Source organism: Hymenobacter lutimineralis (genome assembly GCF_008271285.1).
GTDB classification, from domain to species: Bacteria; Bacteroidota; Bacteroidia; order Cytophagales; family Hymenobacteraceae; genus Hymenobacter; species Hymenobacter lutimineralis.
The window spans coordinates 143,466-162,541 of sequence record NZ_VTHL01000010.1 but is presented as its reverse complement, the minus strand read 5'-3'; the positions used below and the strand labels follow the sequence as shown (position 1 = coordinate 162,541).

General features: G+C 59.8%; 22 protein-coding genes. 16 read left to right on the top strand and 6 right to left on the bottom strand.

What is annotated here, in order from left to right:
• Nucleotides 1-34 precede the first annotated feature (34 nt).
• Genes FY528_RS11360 through FY528_RS11350 form a run of 3 tightly spaced genes read left to right on the top strand, consistent with a single transcriptional unit; the run spans nt 35 to nt 3,265 of the window.
• Nucleotides 35-1,147, top strand: coding sequence for a sensor histidine kinase (locus tag FY528_RS11360; protein ID WP_187632093.1), 1,113 nt, complete (start codon nt 35-37; stop codon nt 1,145-1,147).
• 58 nt (nt 1,148-1,205) lie between these two features.
• Complete coding sequence (locus FY528_RS11355; RefSeq protein ID WP_187632092.1) at nt 1,206-1,910, top strand: LytR/AlgR family response regulator transcription factor; 705 nt, start codon at nt 1,206-1,208, stop codon at nt 1,908-1,910.
• Nucleotides 1,911-1,942: 32 nt separating this feature from the next.
• Entirely contained in the window at nt 1,943-3,265 is a 1,323-nt protein-coding gene (locus FY528_RS11350; RefSeq protein WP_149071126.1) for a serine hydrolase domain-containing protein, read from the top strand.
• Between the two features lie 75 nt (nt 3,266-3,340).
• On the opposite strand, the gene FY528_RS11345 is transcribed toward FY528_RS11350, so the two are convergent.
• Nucleotides 3,341-4,429, bottom strand: a complete 1,089-nt coding sequence (locus FY528_RS11345) for a M23 family metallopeptidase (protein WP_149071125.1) — start codon at nt 4,427-4,429, stop codon at nt 3,341-3,343.
• 147 nt (nt 4,430-4,576) lie between these two features.
• A complete protein-coding gene (locus FY528_RS11340) occupies nt 4,577-5,440 on the bottom strand; it encodes an SDR family oxidoreductase (protein WP_149071124.1) in 864 nt (287 codons plus the stop codon).
• Between the two features lie 133 nt (nt 5,441-5,573).
• Here FY528_RS11340 and FY528_RS11335 point away from each other — a divergent pair, with 133 nt between their 5' ends.
• From FY528_RS11335 to FY528_RS11320, 4 genes are all read left to right on the top strand, one after another.
• Nucleotides 5,574-6,161, top strand: coding sequence for an LURP-one-related family protein (locus tag FY528_RS11335; protein WP_149071123.1), 588 nt, complete (start codon nt 5,574-5,576; stop codon nt 6,159-6,161).
• Nucleotides 6,148-6,762: a pseudouridine synthase gene (locus FY528_RS11330; protein ID WP_149071122.1), complete on the top strand. Its 615-nt coding sequence runs from the start codon at nt 6,148-6,150 to the stop codon at nt 6,760-6,762. Before FY528_RS11335 ends, FY528_RS11330 begins: the two co-directional genes overlap by 14 nt.
• 79 nt (nt 6,763-6,841) lie before the next feature.
• The gene (locus FY528_RS11325; RefSeq protein ID WP_149071121.1) at nt 6,842-7,051 is read left to right on the top strand and encodes an alkylphosphonate utilization protein; all 210 of its coding nucleotides are present in this window, start codon (nt 6,842-6,844) and stop codon (nt 7,049-7,051) included.
• Between the two features lie 314 nt (nt 7,052-7,365).
• On the top strand, nt 7,366-7,824 hold the full coding sequence (locus tag FY528_RS11320) for a cold-shock protein (protein WP_149071120.1): 459 nt from the start codon (nt 7,366-7,368) through the stop codon (nt 7,822-7,824).
• Nucleotides 7,825-7,914: 90 nt separating this feature from the next.
• Here FY528_RS11320 and FY528_RS11315 read toward each other — a convergent pair whose 3' ends face one another.
• Complete coding sequence (locus FY528_RS11315; RefSeq protein ID WP_149071119.1) at nt 7,915-8,289, bottom strand: hypothetical protein; 375 nt, start codon at nt 8,287-8,289, stop codon at nt 7,915-7,917.
• A gap of 209 nt (nt 8,290-8,498) precedes the next feature.
• Between FY528_RS11315 and rlmF the strand changes: the two genes are divergently transcribed.
• The 3 genes from rlmF to FY528_RS11300 all read left to right on the top strand — a co-directional run bounded on the left by rlmF (nt 8,499) and on the right by FY528_RS11300 (nt 11,346).
• Nucleotides 8,499-9,491 carry a 23S rRNA (adenine(1618)-N(6))-methyltransferase RlmF gene (gene rlmF / locus FY528_RS11310; protein ID WP_149071118.1) on the top strand — a complete coding sequence of 331 codons (993 nt, stop codon included), beginning with the start codon at nt 8,499-8,501 and terminating at the stop codon, nt 9,489-9,491.
• 308 nt (nt 9,492-9,799) lie between these two features.
• Nucleotides 9,800-10,183 (top strand): DUF805 domain-containing protein, encoded by a 384-nt coding sequence (locus FY528_RS11305; protein ID WP_149071117.1) that lies wholly within the window; start codon nt 9,800-9,802, stop codon nt 10,181-10,183.
• Nucleotides 10,184-10,374: 191 nt separating this feature from the next.
• Nucleotides 10,375-11,346: a phosphatidylglycerol lysyltransferase domain-containing protein gene (locus tag FY528_RS11300; RefSeq protein ID WP_149071116.1), complete on the top strand. Its 972-nt coding sequence runs from the start codon at nt 10,375-10,377 to the stop codon at nt 11,344-11,346.
• Nucleotides 11,347-11,445: 99 nt separating this feature from the next.
• On the opposite strand, the gene FY528_RS11295 is transcribed toward FY528_RS11300, so the two are convergent.
• The 3 genes from FY528_RS11295 to FY528_RS11285 all read right to left on the bottom strand — a co-directional run bounded on the left by FY528_RS11295 (nt 11,446) and on the right by FY528_RS11285 (nt 12,936).
• On the bottom strand, nt 11,446-11,718 hold the full coding sequence (locus FY528_RS11295) for a hypothetical protein (protein WP_149071115.1): 273 nt from the start codon (nt 11,716-11,718) through the stop codon (nt 11,446-11,448).
• Between the two features lie 92 nt (nt 11,719-11,810).
• Complete coding sequence (locus tag FY528_RS11290) at nt 11,811-12,209, bottom strand: hypothetical protein (protein ID WP_149071114.1); 399 nt, start codon at nt 12,207-12,209, stop codon at nt 11,811-11,813.
• A 118-nt stretch (nt 12,210-12,327) separates the two neighbouring features.
• Nucleotides 12,328-12,936, bottom strand: a complete 609-nt coding sequence (locus FY528_RS11285; RefSeq protein ID WP_262383973.1) for a YdeI/OmpD-associated family protein — start codon at nt 12,934-12,936, stop codon at nt 12,328-12,330.
• 236 nt (nt 12,937-13,172) lie between these two features.
• Here FY528_RS11285 and FY528_RS11280 point away from each other — a divergent pair, with 236 nt between their 5' ends.
• The 6 genes from FY528_RS11280 (at nt 13,173) to FY528_RS11260 (ending at nt 19,054) form a co-directional block, all read left to right on the top strand.
• Nucleotides 13,173-14,057 (top strand): DUF922 domain-containing protein, encoded by an 885-nt coding sequence (locus FY528_RS11280; RefSeq protein WP_149071113.1) that lies wholly within the window; start codon nt 13,173-13,175, stop codon nt 14,055-14,057.
• Between the two features lie 319 nt (nt 14,058-14,376).
• The gene (locus FY528_RS11275) at nt 14,377-15,873 is read left to right on the top strand and encodes a TPM domain-containing protein (protein WP_149071112.1); all 1,497 of its coding nucleotides are present in this window, start codon (nt 14,377-14,379) and stop codon (nt 15,871-15,873) included.
• A 259-nt stretch (nt 15,874-16,132) separates the two neighbouring features.
• Nucleotides 16,133-16,558, top strand: a complete 426-nt coding sequence (locus tag FY528_RS11270) for a helix-turn-helix transcriptional regulator (RefSeq protein ID WP_187632090.1) — start codon at nt 16,133-16,135, stop codon at nt 16,556-16,558.
• Nucleotides 16,510-16,677 (top strand): hypothetical protein, encoded by a 168-nt coding sequence (locus FY528_RS21255; RefSeq protein WP_187632089.1) that lies wholly within the window; start codon nt 16,510-16,512, stop codon nt 16,675-16,677. The genes FY528_RS11270 and FY528_RS21255 overlap by 49 nt, the downstream gene beginning before the upstream one ends.
• A 142-nt stretch (nt 16,678-16,819) precedes the next feature.
• Nucleotides 16,820-17,239, top strand: a complete 420-nt coding sequence (locus FY528_RS11265; RefSeq protein ID WP_149071110.1) for a hypothetical protein — start codon at nt 16,820-16,822, stop codon at nt 17,237-17,239.
• A gap of 306 nt (nt 17,240-17,545) precedes the next feature.
• Nucleotides 17,546-19,054, top strand: a complete 1,509-nt coding sequence (locus tag FY528_RS11260; RefSeq protein ID WP_149071109.1) for an ATP-binding protein — start codon at nt 17,546-17,548, stop codon at nt 19,052-19,054.
• Nucleotides 19,055-19,076 lie beyond the last annotated feature (22 nt).

The following is a 19,076-nucleotide window of genomic DNA, read 5'->3' as shown; positions in this document are numbered from 1 at the left end:
GGCCGGGCATATGAAAACTCCCCAACTTGGCCCCATGAAAACGCCCACCTCCCCACCGGCCACCGACCGGCCCAGCCGCTTCCCACTCGTATTTGAGGGGCTGGTGTGGGCGCTGTACGTGGGGCTGTATAAGTACAATGTGTTTATGCAGGAGGCCGTCCGCCTGCTGCCCATCCGGGAGCGTACCAACCTGCCCTACCCCCAGCTGATGCTGTTTGCGCTGCTGGCTACGCTCTACATCCTTCCGTTTTACCGGGGGCTGCTGCCGTGGCTGCTGCGCCGCCGGCGCTATGCGCTGCTGGGCCTGGGGGCGCTGGTATACCTGTGGTGGGGCATCAAGCTGAACATGGTACTGGCGCACGGGTTGTTTCAGTATCTGCCCAGCCCGCCCAAGCTAGCCGCTTACTACCACCAGAATTACCTGGAGCAGGCCGCTATTCTGCTCCACCGGGCCCAGTATTACCTCAGCCTGCTGTTTACCGACCTGCTCGCGTTTAGCTGCGTGGCATTTGTGCGCCTGGCCTTCCAGCAGGAATACCGCCGCCGTCACCTCGAAAAAGACCACCTGGCCCTGCAAATGGAGCAGCTGAAGGCGCAGCTGCAGCCCCATTTCCTGTTCAACACCCTCAACAGCATCTACGGGTTGAGCCTGGCCGGCTCGCCCGAAACGCCGCGCTTTATCCTGCTGCTCTCGGAGCTGATGCGCTACGTGCTCTACGACAGCGGCAAGGCCAGCATTGATTTGGCGGAGGAAGTAGCCTTTCTGGAAAACTACTTCGAACTGGAGCAGCGCAAGTATGCCGGGGCGCGGGTGCAGTTCCGGGCCGTGGGCGACGTGCGCAGCGTGCAGGTGCCGCCGCTGCTGCTGCTGCCGCTGGTAGAGAACAGCTTCAAGCACGGCCGCCACCACTTCTCCGACGACGCCTCGGTAGCGGCCACCCTTACCGCCACGCCCGGCCGCCTGCACTTTCTCATCGAAAATGACATGCTGCCCGAAGCACCGGCGGCCTCACCCAAGCGCAACGGGGGCATTGGCCTGCAAAACATCCGGCAGCGCCTGGAGCTGTACTACCCCGGCGCCTACACGCTTCAGCTATCTGAGCAGGATGGCCGCTACCGCGCCGAGCTTACCCTGCGGCTTGCTTAGCCTATTGCCGCACTCCCTTGCAACTGTTTCTTGTTCTGCCGACTCTACCCCTGAAACCATGACCACCACGCCCGCGCCCATTCGCTGCCTAATTGTGGACGATGAGCCCCTGGCCCATCAGGTGCTCAGCCAGTTTATTGGGCAGACGCCCGGCCTAACGCTGGCCGGTAAGTGCCGCAATGCCATGGAGGCCTACGAGTACCTGGCCCAGCAGCCCGTGGATTTGATGTTTCTGGACATCGAAATGCCGCTGGTGACGGGGCTGCACTTTCTCAAAAGCCTGCAGCAGCCGCCCAAAACCATCCTCACTACCGCCTACCGCGAGTATGCCTACGAGGGCTACGAGCTGGATGTGCTCGACTACCTGCTGAAGCCCTTCAGCTACGAGCGGTTCATGAAGGCCATTTCACGCCTGCCCGCCACCCAGCCCGCGCCACCCGCCGACGCCGACGCTGAGAAGTACCTGCTGGTGAAGGAGCGCCAGGGCCTGCTGAAAGTGCCGCACAGCGACATTGTGTATGTGGAGGGCTGCAAGGACTACGTGAAAATAACCACAGCCATCAAAACCTACCTCCTGCACCAGACCATGAAGGAAATGACGGAGGTGCTGGGCCGCCCGTTTCTGCGGGTGCACCGCTCCTTTATTGTAGCCGCGGCCCACATCAGAATGCTGCAGCCCGACAACGTGCTGCTCCAGGACAGCACCCTGGTTCCCATCGGCAGCTCTTACCGCGCCGAGCTGTTAGCTTTCTTTAAAAAGTAGTGCTTCACTTTCTACCATATCCTCACCGTTCTATGTTCCGCAAAACACTTTCTCTGCTGGTGCTGCCGTTGCTATGGGCAGGCACCACCCTGGCCCAGACGCTAAATAAGCCCAAGCTCGACAGCCTGCTCACCACCCTGGAGGCCAGCCACAAAGCCATGGGCAGCCTCACGCTGGTGCAGAATGGCCAGGTAATCTACCAGCGCACTACGGGCCTGGCCCAGACTGCCCCGGCCGTGGTGCCCGCTACAGCAGGCACGCGCTACCGCATAGGCTCGGTGAGCAAGCTTATTACCGCTACGCTGGTGATGCAGCTGGTGGAAGAAGGCAAGCTGAAGCTGGACGCGCCCATTGCTACCTGGTTTCCGCAGCTGCCCAATGCCGCCAAAATCACGGTGCAGCAGCTGCTCCTGCACCGCAGCGGCCTGCACAGCTTCACCGCCGATGAGGCGTACGTGCAGTACATGACCAAGCCCAAAACGCAGGCTGAAATGTTGACGCTGATGGCCGCGCCGGTGGAGTTTGAGCCGGGCGCCAAGTACAGCTACAGCAACACCAATTATGTGTTGCTGGGCTACATCGTGGAAAAAGTAACCAAACAGCCCTACGCCCAGGTGCTGCAAAAGCGCATTGCCGATAAGCTCAAGCTCAAAGACACGTACTACGGCGGCCGCATCGACGCTAAGAAACAAGAGGCGGCTTCTTACAAGTGGAACGGCACCAGCTGGGAAGCCCAGCCCGAAACCGATATGAGTATTCCGGGCGGGGCCGGGGCCGTGGTATCCAACTCCCAGGACCTGGCGCGCATTATGGAAGGTCTGTACTCGGGCAAGCTGGTGAAGCCAGCCACCCTGGAGCAAATGCAGGCCGCGCAGGACGGCTACGGGCTGGGGCTGATGATGCTGCCCTTCGCGGGGCACAAGAGCTACGGCCACTTTGGCATCATTGATGGGTTCCGGGCCGGTCTGTCGCACTTCCCCGCCGAGAAGCTGACGGTGGCCTACACCAGCAACACGCCCTACCCCACCAACGACGTGCTGCTGGGCGTGCTTTCCATTTACTTCAACCTGCCTTACCGCCTGCCCGACTTCAGCGCCGCTACCCTCTCGGCGGCCGACCTAAGCCCCTTCGTGGGCAACTACGCCAGCGCCCAGATGCCGCTGAAAATCAACGTGACGCTGGCGGGCAATACGCTCATGGCCCAGGCTACCGGCCAGGGCGCCTTCCCGCTCACGCCCAAGTCCAAAACGCAGTTTGTATACCCCGAAGCGGGCCTGCAGATGGACTTCGATGCCGCCCAGCACACGTTCACGCTACGCCAGGCCGGCAACACCTACCTGTTTAAGCGTGAGTAGCCGACTAGATTTCTCTACGTAAAAAAGCGGCTGAAGCTACCCGAGCTTCAGCCGCTTGCTGTTTAAACGGATTCGTTACTTGCCCTCCTGCAGCACAATATCCCCGCTGTCGAGGGCGCCTTGGGCGACGGGGCGGCTTTGGCTGCCGCGCACCAACCGGAACTTGCGGAAATACGCGGGCAGGCCTTCCACGTTCAGGGCCGGGCCGGTGCGCAGCTCGTAGTGCAGGTGCGGAAAATAGGAGCTGCCCGAGGAACCGACCTTCGCCAGCACCTGCCCAGCGCGCACCTGGTCGCCCACTTTCACCTGCACGCTGCCCTGGCGCAGGTGCCCCATGAGGCTGAACTCCCCCTGGCCGTGGTCGATGACGACGTAGTTGCCGTAGAGCAGCAGCGGGTCTTTGCCCACCATTTCCTGCGGGTTGAAAAAGTCCTGGCCGTTGTCGTTGTCGGGCTGCTGGGCATACACAGCTGCCACGCGGCCAGCGGCCGGGGCCTGCACGGGCAGGTTAAAGCCGAAGTAATCGGTATTCTTTTTGCCGTCGCCGGTATGCTTTTCGCCCTGCTCATTTACTACTACAAAATCGTGGGCGTAGCGCATGAAGTTGCTTTGAATGCCGAACTGCTGGGCCACGGGGTGGCGAAAGTCGAGGCGGCGGTGGTGGGCGTGCTCATCGTGCCCGTCCCAGATGAGCAGGCGGCCCGCTACCGGAATGGTTAGCGCGGCCTTGGGCTGGTAGCGCTCCGGCTTCACGTCCACGGTTTGCGTCACCTCGGCCCGCTTGCTGGTCTGAAACTCGAAGGTGTAGCGCAGCCGGGCCACGTCGATGTCCGCCGAGAACGTGTGAAAGGGGTTGAACACCAGGGCCGGCTGCCCCGGCGCAAACACCCGGTGCGAGAGGCTCTGCACGCTGGGACTGAACCCGTTGTTGTCGACAAACTTGCGCACTACCAAAGCGCCGGTTTTATCATAGACGGAAACTTCCACTTTCTGCAGCCAGAGCGAATCGGTGCCGGCCTGCACCTGAAAGTCGAAGTTGAGGCGGGAGCCGGCGCGCTCTTCGAGCAGGACGCGGGTGGGCGCCACGGTTACGGTCACGGGTTGAGGTTGGGTGGCGGGGGCCGTCATAGCACCGGCCAGGGCCAAAAGGTAGGGAAACAGCATGGGGCGGAAAACGAGAAGGTGTTTCCGGCAGATGCGGCCTTACCGCCGAGGGTTGCCTGCGGCCTACCCCAACTTCAGCAAAGCCACTAAAAAGCGCCGCGCAGTACCTCCACGCGGCGCTTTCGCAAAATGCTGTTTTAAGCACGATCAGGCATTTACCACCTTGCCGCCGTTGGGGTGCAGCGTCTGCCCGGTGAAGTAGGAGCCGTCTTCCGAAGCCAGAAACACGTAGGCCGGCGCCACTTCCGAGGGCTGCCCGGCGCGGCCCATCGGGGTATCGCGCCCAAACAGCGGCACCTTCAGCGCACTGGCCGTGGAAGGAATAAACGGCGTCCAGATAGGCCCAGGGGCTACGGAGTTAACGCGGATTCCTTTGGAGGCCAGCTGCAGAGCCAGGCCCCGGGTGAAGGCCGTAATGGCGCCCTTGGTGGAGGTGTAGTCCAGCAGCTGCTCGTGCCCGGCAAACGCATTCACCGACGAGGTGTTGATGATGGAGTCGCCCTCTTTAAGGTGCTCCAGCGCCGCCCGCGTCACGCGGAAAAACGACTTGATGTTCAGCTCAAAAATAGAGTCCAGCTCCGGGTCTTTGATGTCCGAGAGGGAGTCGTGCCAGTTTTGCTCGGCGGCATTATTGACCACAATGTTGAGGCCGCCCAGCTCCTGCACCGTGCGGCGCACCACTTCCTCGCAGAAGGAAGGGTCCTTCAGGTCGCCGGGGAGCAGCACGCAGCGCCGGCCCTCGGCTTCTACCAGGCGCAGCACCTCCCGAGCGTCTTCCTCTTCCCGGGGCGTGTACACGATGGCCACGTCGGCGCCTTCGCGGGCAAAATGCACGGCCACGGCCCGGCCAATGCCGGAGTCGCCGCCCGTGATGAGGGCCATTTTGTCCCGGAGCTTATTGGCGCCCTGGTAGCCGGGGCGGATGTACTCGGGTTGGGGAGTCATTTTTGATTCCAGCCCTGGTTGTTCGTCTTGGTGCTGGGGCGGAAAAAGAGACGGTTTGTCGGACATAACTAGTCAAGGCAACGCAATGGTGAGGTATTCCTAACGCGGGGTTTTCGATTGGAGTTATGGCAGAGGTGGCCGCCGGGCCGCATCCCGCTTCTTTCGCTTTCTTTGCGGCTCCTTCTTCTCTCCCCTATCTATGCTTAATCGGCGCACGTACTTTATCCGCGAACATGTCGGCCACTTCAAGCTCACCGACACCTACGATATCCTGGACCCCGAGCAGAACGAGCACCTGGGCTACGCCACCGAAACCACGCCCAAGTGGATTCAGTACCTGCGGCTGCTCACCAAGAAGCGCAACACGCCCATTTCGCTGGTCGTACGCCCCCTCAACGACGAGCGGCCCGTGCTGCGCCTGGAACGGGGCTGGACGTTTTTGCGCTCTACCGTGAACGTATTTGATGCCCAGAACAGCAAAATCGGCTACTTCAAAAGCAAGCTATTCTCTCTCGGGGGCGGCTTTCACGTGTACACGGCCGCCGACGTGCGGGTGGCAGAGGTGAAAGGCAACTGGACGGGCTGGGACTTCACCTTCGTCAGTGCCACGGGCCAGACCATCGGCACCGTTACCAAAAAGTGGGCGGGCCTGGGCAAGGAGCTGTTTACCACGGCCGACAACTACATGATCAGCCTGGAAGACATGGGCTCTATGCAGGCGGCCTCCGCGGCCTTGCTGCTGGCAGCCGGGCTGGCCATTGATGCGGTGTTTAATGAGCAGCACTAGCGAGGCCGAGTCGCCGGCGGCACACCGGCATTTCCTGTTGCACAAGCCCTACGGCTACCTCAGCCAGTTTCGGAGTGAGGCCCCGCGCGAAGCCCGGAAAAAGCGGTTTTTAGGCGAGCTGTACGACTTCCCGGCGGGCATCATGGCCATTGGCCGCCTCGACGAAGCCAGTGAAGGCCTGCTGCTGCTCACCACCGACGGCAAAATGAGCGAATACGTGCGGAGCCGCCACGTAGAAAAGGAATACTACGCCCAGGTAGACGGCCAGCTCACCGACGAAGCCGTGCAGCAGCTGCAGCAAGGAGTAGAAATCGGGCGGCAGGGCGAGAAGTACCAGACCCTGCCCTGCCAGGCCTTCCGCCTCGAAACCCCGCCCGACTTCCCGGCCCGCGGGCGCAGCATCCGCTCCGACCGGCACGGCCCAACCAGCTGGGTGTCCATCACCGTCACGGAAGGAAAATACCGGCAGGTGCGCCGCATGACGGCGGCCGTCGGCTTTCCCACCCTTCGCCTGGTGCGCATCCGGATTGGGGCTACGCAACTGCTGGGGCTGGGTCCCGGCCAGGTCCAGGAAGTGCCCGACTTTCGGTTGCTGCCTTAGTCAGGCCGGGCACCCGCGCAACTTTGCCGATATTTGCCCCACACGCCCGGGCTACCCGGCGCGAAATCACCTTTTTTTCATGGACGTAAAGGACAGCAACAGCGCCCTCCTGCAGGATGGCGACTCCGTACACATCATCAAAGACCTCAAAGTGAAAGGCTCCTCCACCGTGCTCAAGCGCGGCACTGTGGTGAAGAACATTCGCCTTACCAACAGCGCCGAGGAAATAGAAGGCCGGGCCGGCGGCACGATGATGGTGCTCAAGACTTCCTTTGTGAAAAAGGCGTAGGTTTTGGCCTTCGTCGGGGCTGGCGCAACGGGCGGATGCCGGCTTTTGGCACCCGCTAAACAGGCCGCGCTGCTTACTTGCCAGAATTACCAGTAGCTTTACGCTGCCGCCGCTCAACACCTGCATTTTGCGGCCCGCTTTCCCGGCGGGGTCAGGTGCGAAACAAGGCGCGGCGCTATTCTATCTACTATTCAATATATTGCGGGTGCCCGGTGAACCTTCACGCCCCGGCTATTGTCTATTTTAATTATCTATTGCCCCTTCCTCCCAGCTTTGCCCGACTAAGCGGATAGACCCCACGACGACAGCACCACATGGCCAGATCACAAGCCACCTTTGGCAAAAAGGAAAACGAAAAAAAGCGCCTGAAAAAGCGTAACGATAAGGCAGAAAAGAAAGAAGAGCGCCAGGCCAACGCCAAGAAAGGCCAGAACCTGGAAGACATGCTGGCTTACGTAGATGATGACGGCAACATCACGAGCACGCCCCCGGACCCTACCAAGAAGAAAAAGGAAATTAAGGTAGAGGACATCCGCATCAACGTGATGAAGCAGGAAGACATGGCGCCGGAAGATCCTATCCGCAAGGGTGTGGTGTCGTTCTTCAACGACTCCAAGGGCTATGGCTTCATCAAAGACCAGCAAACCCAGGAAAGTATCTTCGTGCACGCCAACAACCTGATCAACCAGATCAAGGAAAACGACAAGGTTTCCTTTGAGGTGGAAATGGGCCCCAAGGGTCCGGCGGCCGTACGCGTAAAGCTGGAAAGCTAGCCTCCTTCGCTTACCGACAACCTACCAGCGCCCCGCCGCGGCTGCTTCTACCAGGAGCGGCTGCGGCGGGGCGCTGGCCTATAAGGCGGGCTACTTGCTTTTTCGGGGTTTGCGGGGGCGGGCAGGCGCAGCGGCTTCCTCGGGAGCCGCCCAGTCCAGCGAAGGTGCGGGTGCCGGGGTGGTTTCGGTGAGGGTAGCCAGGTGGGCTTCGGCGGCCTGGGCGCCGGGCAGGGCCGCCGTGGCGGCCTCATCGGCGGCTTGCTTTTTGGCCCAGTAGGTAAGCCCGGCCGCCACCAGGGCAATGCCACCCACCAGCTTCTGGCCCGGGCTGAGCTTGCCCACGTGCCGGGTGACTTTGCGAAATTTCTTCAGCGACTTAGCCGCGTCATCCAGCAGGCCATCCGCTTTCCGGCTTTTCTTCCCCTGCTTTTTCTTGCCGGCGGAAGCCTTTTTGTCCTTTGCCATAAGTACCTAACGTTTAAATCGGCCCACCGGAGAAACAGCGCACGTACGCGGCCGTCCCGGGGTTGGTTATTCGCAACCAGCGCCGGGAAGGTTTCCTGCGGCCCAGTTAGTTGCCCAACCCCAGCCGTGGCGGTGGTTGCGGGAAGTCTGGGTAGCTTTGACGGTGGGCCGGACCGCCGGCCTTCTTCATTTTTTCTTCCTGCTGCCTTATGAGCCAATTTCCCCCCAATCCTGCCCCTAAGAAAGAAGGACTGCACCCGCGCAACCGCCACCAGGGCCAGTACGACTTTGCCCGGCTCATTCAAACCACGCCCGAGCTGGCACCCTTTGTAGCGGTGAATCAATACCAGACCACCACCATCGACTTTGCTAACCCTATAGCGGTGAAGACGCTGAATAGGGCACTGCTCAAGCAGTTCTACGGCATAGCGCACTGGGACATTCCGGCGGGGTACCTGACCCCGCCCATCCCGGGCCGCGCCGACTACCTGCACTACGCCGCCGATGTGCTGGCCAGTGTGAATGATGGTGCCGTGCCCACCGGCAGAAACATTCGGGTGCTGGACATTGGCGTGGGCGCCAACTGCATTTACCCCATTATCGGCCACCGCGAGTACGGCTGGAAGTTTGTGGGCTCCGACGTAGACCCGGTAGCCGTGCGCATGGCCAAGCAGATTGTGGCCAGCAACCCTGCGCTCAATGGGGCCGTGGAAGTACGCCTGCAGCCCAAGTCCACGGATATCTTCAGCGGCATGGTGAAGCCCAACGAGGTGTTCGACCTGACCATCTGCAACCCGCCTTTCCACGGGTCGGCGGCCGAGGCCGAAGCGGCCGGGCAGCGCAAGGAGCGCAACCTGGGCACGAGCAAAGGCCCGCAGCCCGAGCCTACCTTCGGAGGACAGTCGACGGAGCTGTGGTACCCGGGCGGGGAGGGTACCTTCCTGTGGCGCATGGCCGAGGAAAGCGCCCTGAACCGGCGTAATTTTTTCTGGTTCACGACCCTGGTATCGAAAAAAGAAACCCTGCCCGGCCTCTACAAGTCACTGAAAAAGCTGCAAGCCACCGACGTGCGCACCATTCCCATGACCCAGGGCCACAAAATCAGCCGCATGGTGGCCTGGACGTTTCTGGATGCGGAACAGCAGCAAGCCTGGCGCGAAAAGCGGTGGGCCCCGGCCCCAACTGCACCGGCTGCTGAGTGAGCCGGCAATTTCGGCCTTCACGTCCTGATTCGACGGGTTTTTAGCGGAAGCCCCACCGATCAACCAGCGGACCCCGTTCGGCCCTTTTAAGGCAGCTCGTGGTATTATAGCATCTTATAGTTTCAATAAATTAACATATGACTGCGCCGAATTTCTGGTACGGCCCCTATATTCACCGGCAATCCGCCTGACGCCCGGTTGCCCAGGCGGCAACGCTTATTCTATCCTGCGTGGAGTTCAGAAACCACCTAAAAAAACGGGGCGACACCGAAAAGCCTTACGAGTAGGAAACCTATACCCTTTCACGTATGCAATACTTTTTACTGGGGCTGAAAAATTTCGCCAAGTTCTCCGGCCGGTCCCGCCGCAAAGAATACTGGATGTTCGTGCTGTTCCAGCTCATCTTTGCCATAGCAGCCATGTTGCTCGACAACCTCTTGGGCACCACGATGGGTGGTGTAGGTGGCCCCGGCTACATCTACATGGCCTACAGCTTCGCCATGATCCTGCCGGGCCTGGCTTTGGCTGTTCGCCGCATGCACGACGTGAATAAAAGCGGTTTGTTTCTGCTAGTGGGCCTCGTGCCTATCATCGGGGGCATCTGGATTCTGATTCTCGCCTGCACCGAGGGCACCCGCGGCCCAAACCAGTACGGCGAAGACCCCAAAGGCCAGGAAGTACCCGCTTACTAGGCTCGGGCCAGCCGCTTAACCGCGCCCTAATAGTAGCACCCCAACCGGTAGCGCCTGCCTGGCCCTATCGGTTGGGGTGTTTGCTTAGCAGGCACCTGGCCTTGCTTCATCACATGATCAGGGGATTGCAGCACAGGGCGACCTTCTGCTAGCTTGCAGGTAGTGTCCCGCCTAAGCCGGCAACCTCCTGTATGACCACTGCCACCCGATTTGAAACACTGCGCCGGTGTGCCTCCGACCCCAACGCCTACGCCGCCTTGCAGCCCGGCCTGCAGTACTTCGACCATCCTTTAGGCTTTGTGGCTTACCGCCGCACCCTGGCCGGCAACGTGGTGCTTGGCGACCCTATTGCCACGCCCCACGAGCGGCCTGATCTGCTAGCCGCATATTTGCGCACGTACCCGAAGAGCATATTCAGCTACCTGAGCGAAGACGGAGCCGCCGCGCTGTTCCAGGTAAGCCGCCGCATGCAGTTTGTGCGCATCGGTACAGAACGCTGCCTGGATCTTACCGCGCCCCTGGCTTTTTCGACGGCTACCTCCGGCGCCCTCAAGAAGGCCCGCAAAGCACGGCTTACCTTGGTTGAGCGCAACCTGGCCACGCTGGATGCGGCCGAGCTTGTCAAGCTGCAGGCCATCAACCAAGTATTCATTCAGCATTCGCCGGCCCAGCGCGAAATCAGCTTTATTTCCCGGCTGCTACAGCTCGCCCCCGAGCCCGACGTGCGGTTCTTTCTTATTCAGGCGGGGCCACAACAGCAACCCCTGGGTTTCTGCGTGCTCGACCCCTGGTATGAGCAGGCCCAACTGAAAGGGTATCAGCTGCACCAGTTTCGGCTGCTGCCAACCAAGATCTGGGGCGTTTATCTATCGGTAGTGGCTTTGCTGGCCGAGCAGCTCCAAACCGAAGGTTACCAGTGCTTTTCCCTGGGCGGCTGTATCGGGCCCACGGCGGCGGCAGGTCAGCAGCTGCCCGTTTCCACGGTTTACGACTACTGCCGGGACGTGACCTTCCGCCTGATTGACCGCTACCACCCCCTCACCAACCTCTCGAAGAGCAAAGGAGAGTTTGCCGGCGCCGACCTCAACCGCTACCTGGCTGCCCCGCATCGGCTGCCCCTTCTTCCGCTGGTGCGCCTGGCCCGGGCCAACCACATTTTGTAAGTACGTCGGCTCTCCCTACGCAAACCGGCTGGCACTTTGGAAGCACCAGCCGGTTAGAACGTCTTAAGGCCGCCTATGTCCTTGCCAGATTTGCGGGGGCTAAATGCTGGCGCCCTCCGTGGAGAGCAGGCTTTCCCCGGTGTTCGGGTCGATGTCCGTGGTAGCCGTTTCGGAGCTGGCAGAGCCGGCGCGACGGGTGGCCAGGTAGCCCAGGCCCAATGCTACCAGCGCCGTGCCGCCTACCACTTTTTGCGTGGTGGTGAGCTTGCGCAGGCCGCTGCCTTTGCCCAGCTTTTTCAACGACTTAGCGGCCCCACCGAACAAGGATTTCTTCTTGGGTGCTTTGGCTTTGCTTTTCTTTTTGCTTTTCATGATGCGGTGGTTACTGCGTGGAAAAATCTATTGAAAACAGGTTCGTCTAAGGCTGACTGGGCACCTGCATTTCCTCCGAATACTTGGTTAGTCTACTCGTCGTCGGGGCTGGCAGCGGGGCGCTTGCCGAATGAGCCGGCTGCCTTGGCAGGCTTAGCATGCTTGCGCTCTTTCCGGGGTGGGACGCTTGCGGGCTGTTCATCCGCTGCTTTCTCTTGAGCCGGGGCTGCCGTTTTTTTGGCGTTGTTCAGCCAGGGTAGGTGAGCATCCAGCCCCGCAAACAGAGAGTCGTTGGCGTCGTTTTTCACCTTATCCAAGTAGAAGTAGCCGGCCGCCAGCAGCATCAGGCCACCTACCAGCTTCTGTCCGGAGCTGAGCTTGGCTAGTTCATTAGTCACCTTCCGGTACTTCTTGATGGAAATAGCCGCCGCATCCAGGATATCATCGGATACGGTTTCCTTTTTCGAATGCTTGTGTTTGTGCTTACCCATAGCGTGCTGGCTGAAGCGTGCGGCGCGGGCCCCACCCAGAGGTCCTGCCCAGGTATTCGCAAGGCCGGGGCCCAGGGTTGCCGGAAAATCATCAGAAGGGCTTTGCAGCCGCCGGAAGTCAGGCCTGGTCGAAGTTGGCGCGCTTGTTCAGGGCGGCCATGCGCACTACTTCGGCCACGCGCCGGGCCCGCGTGGCCGGCTGTCTGGCGGCCAGTACCCAGGTCAACAGCATTTTGCGGGCCGAGGGCGAGAAAGCGGCGAAACACTGGGCCGCCGCGGCATTAGCAGCCAGAGCTGAGGCCAGGTCGTCGGGCACGGCGCCGGCTTCCGCAGCATCCAGAGACTCCCAGGCGCCGTTTTGCTTGGCCCGTTCAATGGCGGCCAGACCAGCGGGCATGAGCAGCCCGGCCGCTTCCAGTCGCTCCAGCCGCTCTTTGTTTACCTTGCTCCACCCGCTTTTGGGCTTGCGCGGCGTGAACAGTAGCTGCGTGCGGTCGGCGTCGAGCTTGCGCGGGTGCGAGTCTATCCAGCCAAAGCACAGGGCTTCCTCCACGGCCTCCGGGTAGGTTACGCTGGGCTGGCCGGCGTGCTTCTTAAAATAGACCAGCCATACGCCGGGGCTATTAGCGTGGTGCTGGGCCAGCCACTGCCGCCACTCGGCGCGGCTGGCGGGCTGAACCTGGGCGTAGGCATCGGTGCGGGCCATAGAGGGGGAAGAAGTGGACATGCCTACTTACCGCTTGCCATTGGACAACAATCATTAATACGGCGCGGCCGACGAGACGCAAGTATGCGTGTCTACACGCGGACGTCCTACTGATACGGCAAAACAGTTTTTGCCTATCTTGACAATGAGCCGCTTGCGGCCCTTGCGGCAACCAACTGGCCTACCTTGCCGGAAACAAATAAGCGCCTAACTTTCGCAGGGCGGCTCCGGGTACCGCTTCACTCAATCTGCCGTCGATGATGCCACTGCGTACGTGGATAGGACTAAGCCTGGCCCTGGCGGGCTGCGCGCCCCAGGTGGCGGTGCAGCGCCCCGAGCCCTTGCCAGCCAGTTGCCCAGCCCCCACTCAAACGGTGCTGGTGCTGGTGGCTTCCGAGCCCGTTGAAGCCTCGGCCCGGGAGCTGGCCTGCATTCAGGTGCGCCCGTCCCTGCTCTCGTTCGGCACCGACTCGGTAGCCCTCCTGCAGCTGGCTACCACCCAGGCCCGCCAGCTGGGGGCCAACCTGCTACGCCTCGAAAAACCCACCAGTCCAACGGCCGGCTTGCAGGCCCGGGCTTTCCAAGCAACCAGCTTGCGCCCCTACGAACAGGAAATCCTCTGGCACCCGGCCCGCCGCCTTACGCCCGCCGATTTTAAGGGCCGCGCCCGGGGTGGGCGCTGCGAAGCCGCTACCCACAGCGGCATCCGCTACCGTTGCCGCAGTCAGTCCTGGCAGCGCACCGCGCGCCTTACCATCGAGGCCTACTTCGACTGCCGCCACTCTTCCTTTCATCCTTCGCGCACGCCCGGCCAGACGCTGGCCCACGAGCAGCTGCACTTCGACCTCACCGAGCTCTACGCCCGCCATCTGGCCCAGCGCCTGCAGGCTGAGGCTACCACTACCCCCGAGCTCACCCGGCGTCACCGCCGCATCTTCCGCCAGCTTATGGCCGAAGCCAACGCCCGCCAGGACCAGTTCGACCGGGAGGTTTACGCCAACCGGATCCGCCTGCTTTTCTGGCGCCGCCAGGTGGCCCGGGAGCTTCAGGTACTGCAGCCCTACGCCGACAAGCAGCTCACCCTGCAAGTGCGCGACGCCCACGAGCAGCTCAGCGCCTACGTGCGCGGCCGTGCGCACTAACGCTGCTACTTGTAGGCATACCGACTTGCTTCTGCCCCCACAAGAACCCGTAGCCCTCTGCCCGTCCGAGCGAAGCGGGGAATCTACGTAACCCCTTTGGGAAGTTGAAAAGAACGTGATGCTGAACAGTGTCGAAACCTGGGAAGAACAGCACTGCCCTGATGTTTCAGACGGACACTGCGAAGCCGCCACCCCAGGTTCTTCGCTTCGCTCAGAACAACAATACAAACGACCTTAATCAGGCAGGGTGCAACCAGCTTCAACGCGCAGGCATACACCAGATCTACCTTTCTTGGCCAAACAACCCGCTTTTCGGTCTATGACACCTGTTCTACTGATGCGTAGCCTATTTTTTCGGATCCTGGTGCTGCTGGCCTTGAGCACCGCGGGCAGCTTGGCTGCCGTTGCCCAGGATGACTACCTCACCACCATCCCCGACCCCAAGACCCTGGGCGAAGGCTACGTGAGTGACCCCGACCACCTGCTGCAGCCCGCCACGGTGCAGGACCTGAACTTCCTCCTGCGCACCCTCGACCAGAGCGGCCGGGCCCACATCGACGTGGTGCTCACGCGCAGCATTGGGGAGGAAGTGCCCAAAACCGCCGCTACAGCCTTGTTCAACCGCTGGAAAATCGGCGCCAAGGACAAGAACAACGGCCTGCTGATGTTGCTGGTGCTGGACCAGCGCCGGGTGGAGTTTGAAACCGGCTACGGCCTGGAAGCCGACCTGCCCGACGTGATTTGCTACCGCATTCAGCAGCGGTATATGCTGCCCGCCCTGCGTGCCCGCGACTACGACGCGGCCGTGCGGGCCGGCGTGGCGGCTCTGCTGCGCCAGCTGGCCACCGGCCGCCTGGAGCCCGCCGATTCGGCCGCGGCCCTGGCCGGGGATACGGCCCAGACTTACCCGGACGACGCGGCTTACCTGACGGAGGAACTGACCGCCGACCCCAACGCGTGGGGCGACCTGGAAGCCGTGGGCGTGGTGGCGGCGCTGGCGCTGCTGGCGGTGTGCGGGCTGGTGCTGGGGTTGCGCAGCAAAAAGCCGGCGGCCAGGCCCTGGGTACTGGTTGTGGGTATCGGGGGAATTGTGGTGCTGGCGCTGGGTGCCGCGGCCCTGGATTGGCCCCTGCCGCCCCTGCTGCTTATGGGGCTCTGCTACGCTTGGCCAGGGCTGTACCTGCACGGCTACCTGCGGGCGGTAAACCGGCTGCTGGCGAGCCGCTACGCCGATAAGAGCCGCCACGCCCGCTACCAGTTCCTGAGCGAAACCCACCACGGCCTGGGCTGGCTGCGGTACTTGTTTCCGCTGGGTATGGCCTTCTACTGGCCCCGGTACCGGCAGCGCCTGGCCTTGCTGCGCGATGCCCCCTACGCCTGTCCCACCTGCGCCACGCCCATGCACCGCCTCTCCGAAACCGAAGACGATGCTGCCCTGCAGCCGGGCCAGCAGGTAGAGGAGCGCATCCACGCCATCGACTACGACGTGTGGCAGTGCCCCGCCTGCCAGCACCGGCTCACCCTCGACTACGCCAACCTCAGCTCCGACGCCGAAACCTGCCCCATGTGCCACCACCGCACCCTGGAGCCCCAGCCCGACGAGGAAGTGCAGGCCGCAACCACCTCCCACGGCGGCTGGGGCTGGCACGTGCACACCTGCGCTTTCTGCCAGCACATCAAAAAAGAAAAGTACACCACCGCCCAGCTGTCATCGTCGTCGAGCGGGTCATCGTCGGGCTCATCGTCGGGTGGGTCGTCGTTTTCCAGCAGCAGCGGGGGCAGCTCGGGCGGCGGCGGGGCTGGCAGCAGCTGGTAGGCCCAGTGCTACCGCTTTCCGCAAAAATGCGTAGCGGGCAATGGCGCATAGCCGAGAGCCTGGGGGCCGCTACCCACTGGCTAGTGCGGATGGAGGCTAAAAAAGGCCGTCAAGCCTGTTCGTTTTTTGGTCGGTTGCTTCTGCCCGCATGCTGAAAGCTGATTTGTTGTGTATTTTTCTGCTAGCCAGAAATACACAACAAAGGAATGAGCGACGTTTGTTGTATATTTTCAGAACACCTAAAAATACACAACTGCCAATGCCACGCCGTGCCCTGCCTTCTACGTCCGTATTGGCCCGCATCCGGGCCTGGTTTGGGTTGCAGCAGCAGGAATTGGCCCTGTACCTGGGCGTCACGCAGCAGCTGGTGCAGGGCATTGAGGCGGGCAACCGAAAAATGAGCACGGCGGTGGCTATGGCCATGCTGCCCCTGGCCCGGCAGCTACCCGAGCCCCTCACCCGGCTCCAGGAGCCCTTGCCGGCTACGCTCCCCCCACCAGTCCGCCCCCCGCGGCCGATGCCCTCGACTTCCGGCGGCGCGTGTGCCTGCAACGGGCCGCCCGGCTGCGCACCCAAGCCGAGCAGCTGGCCCGCTGCGCCCACGTGGCCCAGCGCTGGCAACAAGCCCTACCAGCATTGCTCCCCCCACCCGATGCCCCCGACGCCGAACGTGCTAGCTGGCTGACGGGCTGGCTGCACCGCCGCGCCCGCCCGCTGTCCCAGGACGATGTCACACGCTGGCACCTGCTGCAGGCCCAGGCCCGCGCCTACGAGGCCGAAGCCGCGGCCCTTACGCCAGCGTAGGGACGCAAGCGGGGTGCTAACGGCCTTTGTAAGCCCTCAAAGCGTAGCCTTACCCATGTCACAAAATGCGGCTCAATAGCCTTTACTATATATTACCTGTGCTCTATGTTAGGGTATTACTAACCTTAATCCCTTTTATCAAATGCCACTAGATTACACTACCCTCTCGGACCGCGCCCAGTGCGACGCGGCCACCGCCGAAGTTGACTTCGAGCTGCGCTCCTTCTCGGTGCGCGACTCCAACCTCGACCTAGCCGATGAGCGCGCCGAGCGCACCCAAACCAGCACGGCGGCGCAGCTGGCCCGGGTGGAGGCCAAAATTGCCTCCAACGACATTCTGCTGGCCACAGCTGGCATCGACGAAGAAACCCGCGAAACGGCTACCGACGAGCGGGCGGCCCTGTTGGTGCAGCGTACCCGCCTGCAAAAGCGCGCCCGCCAGGCCCAGGGCGTCAGCCGCTTCCTCGCCGACGTGGACGTGGAGCAGATTGCCAAGCAGGTAGAAGTCCTCACCGCCGTGAAAGCCGGCATTGCCACCCACCGCGCCACCCTACCCGCCTAGGTAGCCGCCGCAGTGGCCTAAAGCCGCCCGCCGCTTCTTGCGGTGGGCGGCTTTTTTGTGATTGCAGCAACTGATTTAGCCTGCCTGATACTATCTTAATGTTCAAAGTCAATTCTATTGATCAGCTATATTATTGATGATGCCTCATACTGTGGCCTTCCTTGAATACGCAAAGTAAAATTCCTGAACTTCATCTATAGAAGTAAGCTATATTGCCACCAATCTACCATTTCTCCACAAACTTGATAGAGAAACTATAGGTTAGTCTGCGAATTATACAGTCAACCTAACAATTTGTGTTTTAACATGTCAAAAAAGCACCAGACTATAGCACCAAGGGTTTATATGGAAATGGCTATTGCAGTCATGAAAAAGTCTATTCAAGAACCACGAAATGATAAGGCAAGCCCTAAGGTTGGAGCAGTACTCATCATGCCTGATGGAACAATCGAAACTGCTTGCAGAGGAGAGCTGAGATATGGCGACCACGCTGAATTCACTTTGTTAGAAAGAAAAAAGCGTTCTGAGCTATTAGAAGGAAGCACAATTTTCGCAACATTAGAACCATGTGCCCCAGGGGCAAGAAAGCACCCGAAGTTGGGTTGTGCAGAAAGAATAGTAAATGCTAGAATTAAAACAGTTTGGATTGGCGTAGAAGATCCAGATCCTACTGTTGATAGAAAAGGTATCAAATATCTTATAGACAATGGAGTTGAGGTAAAAATGTTTGACCCCGATCTTCAGGTACAGATATGGGCTGAAAATACAGAATTCAAAAGGCAAGCGGAAGCGAGGGCGAAGCAAGTGAAAGAGGAAATTGAAGAAAGAAATATTGTTTTAAGCGAAAAGGAGAAAACTGAAAATAATGCTGATTTAGATGACCTATCTGAAGAAGAAATTAACCAATTTATAAGAAAAGCCCAACTTGACACCACGATTGGATCTACTAAATTCAATAAAATATTCACTCAATTAGGACTATTAGAAAATAGCAATGGAAACATAAAACCTACTGGCATCGGCCTACTATTATTTGGGAACAGACCGCAATTATTATATCAAAACGCCCTCATCAGAGCAACATTCAAGACAAGAGGCCGTGGTGAAGAGATTACTACAATTGAAGGCCCTATAACTCATCAAGCTGACAAAGCACAACAATGGTATGAAACGCATATGGCCAGTCAAATTGATAGATCCACCACTCGTCGCACAACAGCTTATGACTTCCCATTAAACGTATTTAGAGAGGCAATAATAAATGCAGTTGTGCACAGAGATTATGATATTGAAGGGGCACCTATCTACCTTGAAATAAATGATGATGCAGTAATTATTAAAAGCCCTGGTACTCCAGTACCGCCATTAACTTTTGAAGACATAAAATCATTCACTGCCCCTTCTTTAAGTAGAAATCCTAAAATCATGTATGCTTTTGATCAGCTTGAACTGGTAGAGCATAGAGGCCTTGGCTTCCAAACCATTAAGGAACTGCCTGAAAAATTTGGGCTTCCCTTGCCAGTAGTAAGCTATGACGCACCTTATATGATTATGAAGTTTCCCAGGAATGCCGGAGCTATACATAAAGTTGCGAACGGAACAGAATTAGGTAAGCTGAACCACAAAGAACTAGCAGGATATCACTGGTTAGCAACTAAAGGTGAAGCTTCAAAAAAAGAGTATGCAGAGCATTTCAAAATTGATGACAGAACTGCTCAAAGGCACCTATCCAAAATGAGAGAATTAAATATTATTGGGGACAATGGAGAAAGATCCAAGTCACCAAACCTACGTTATACATCATTTCGTAGGTAAAATGTCTATGTATACTGCTGAA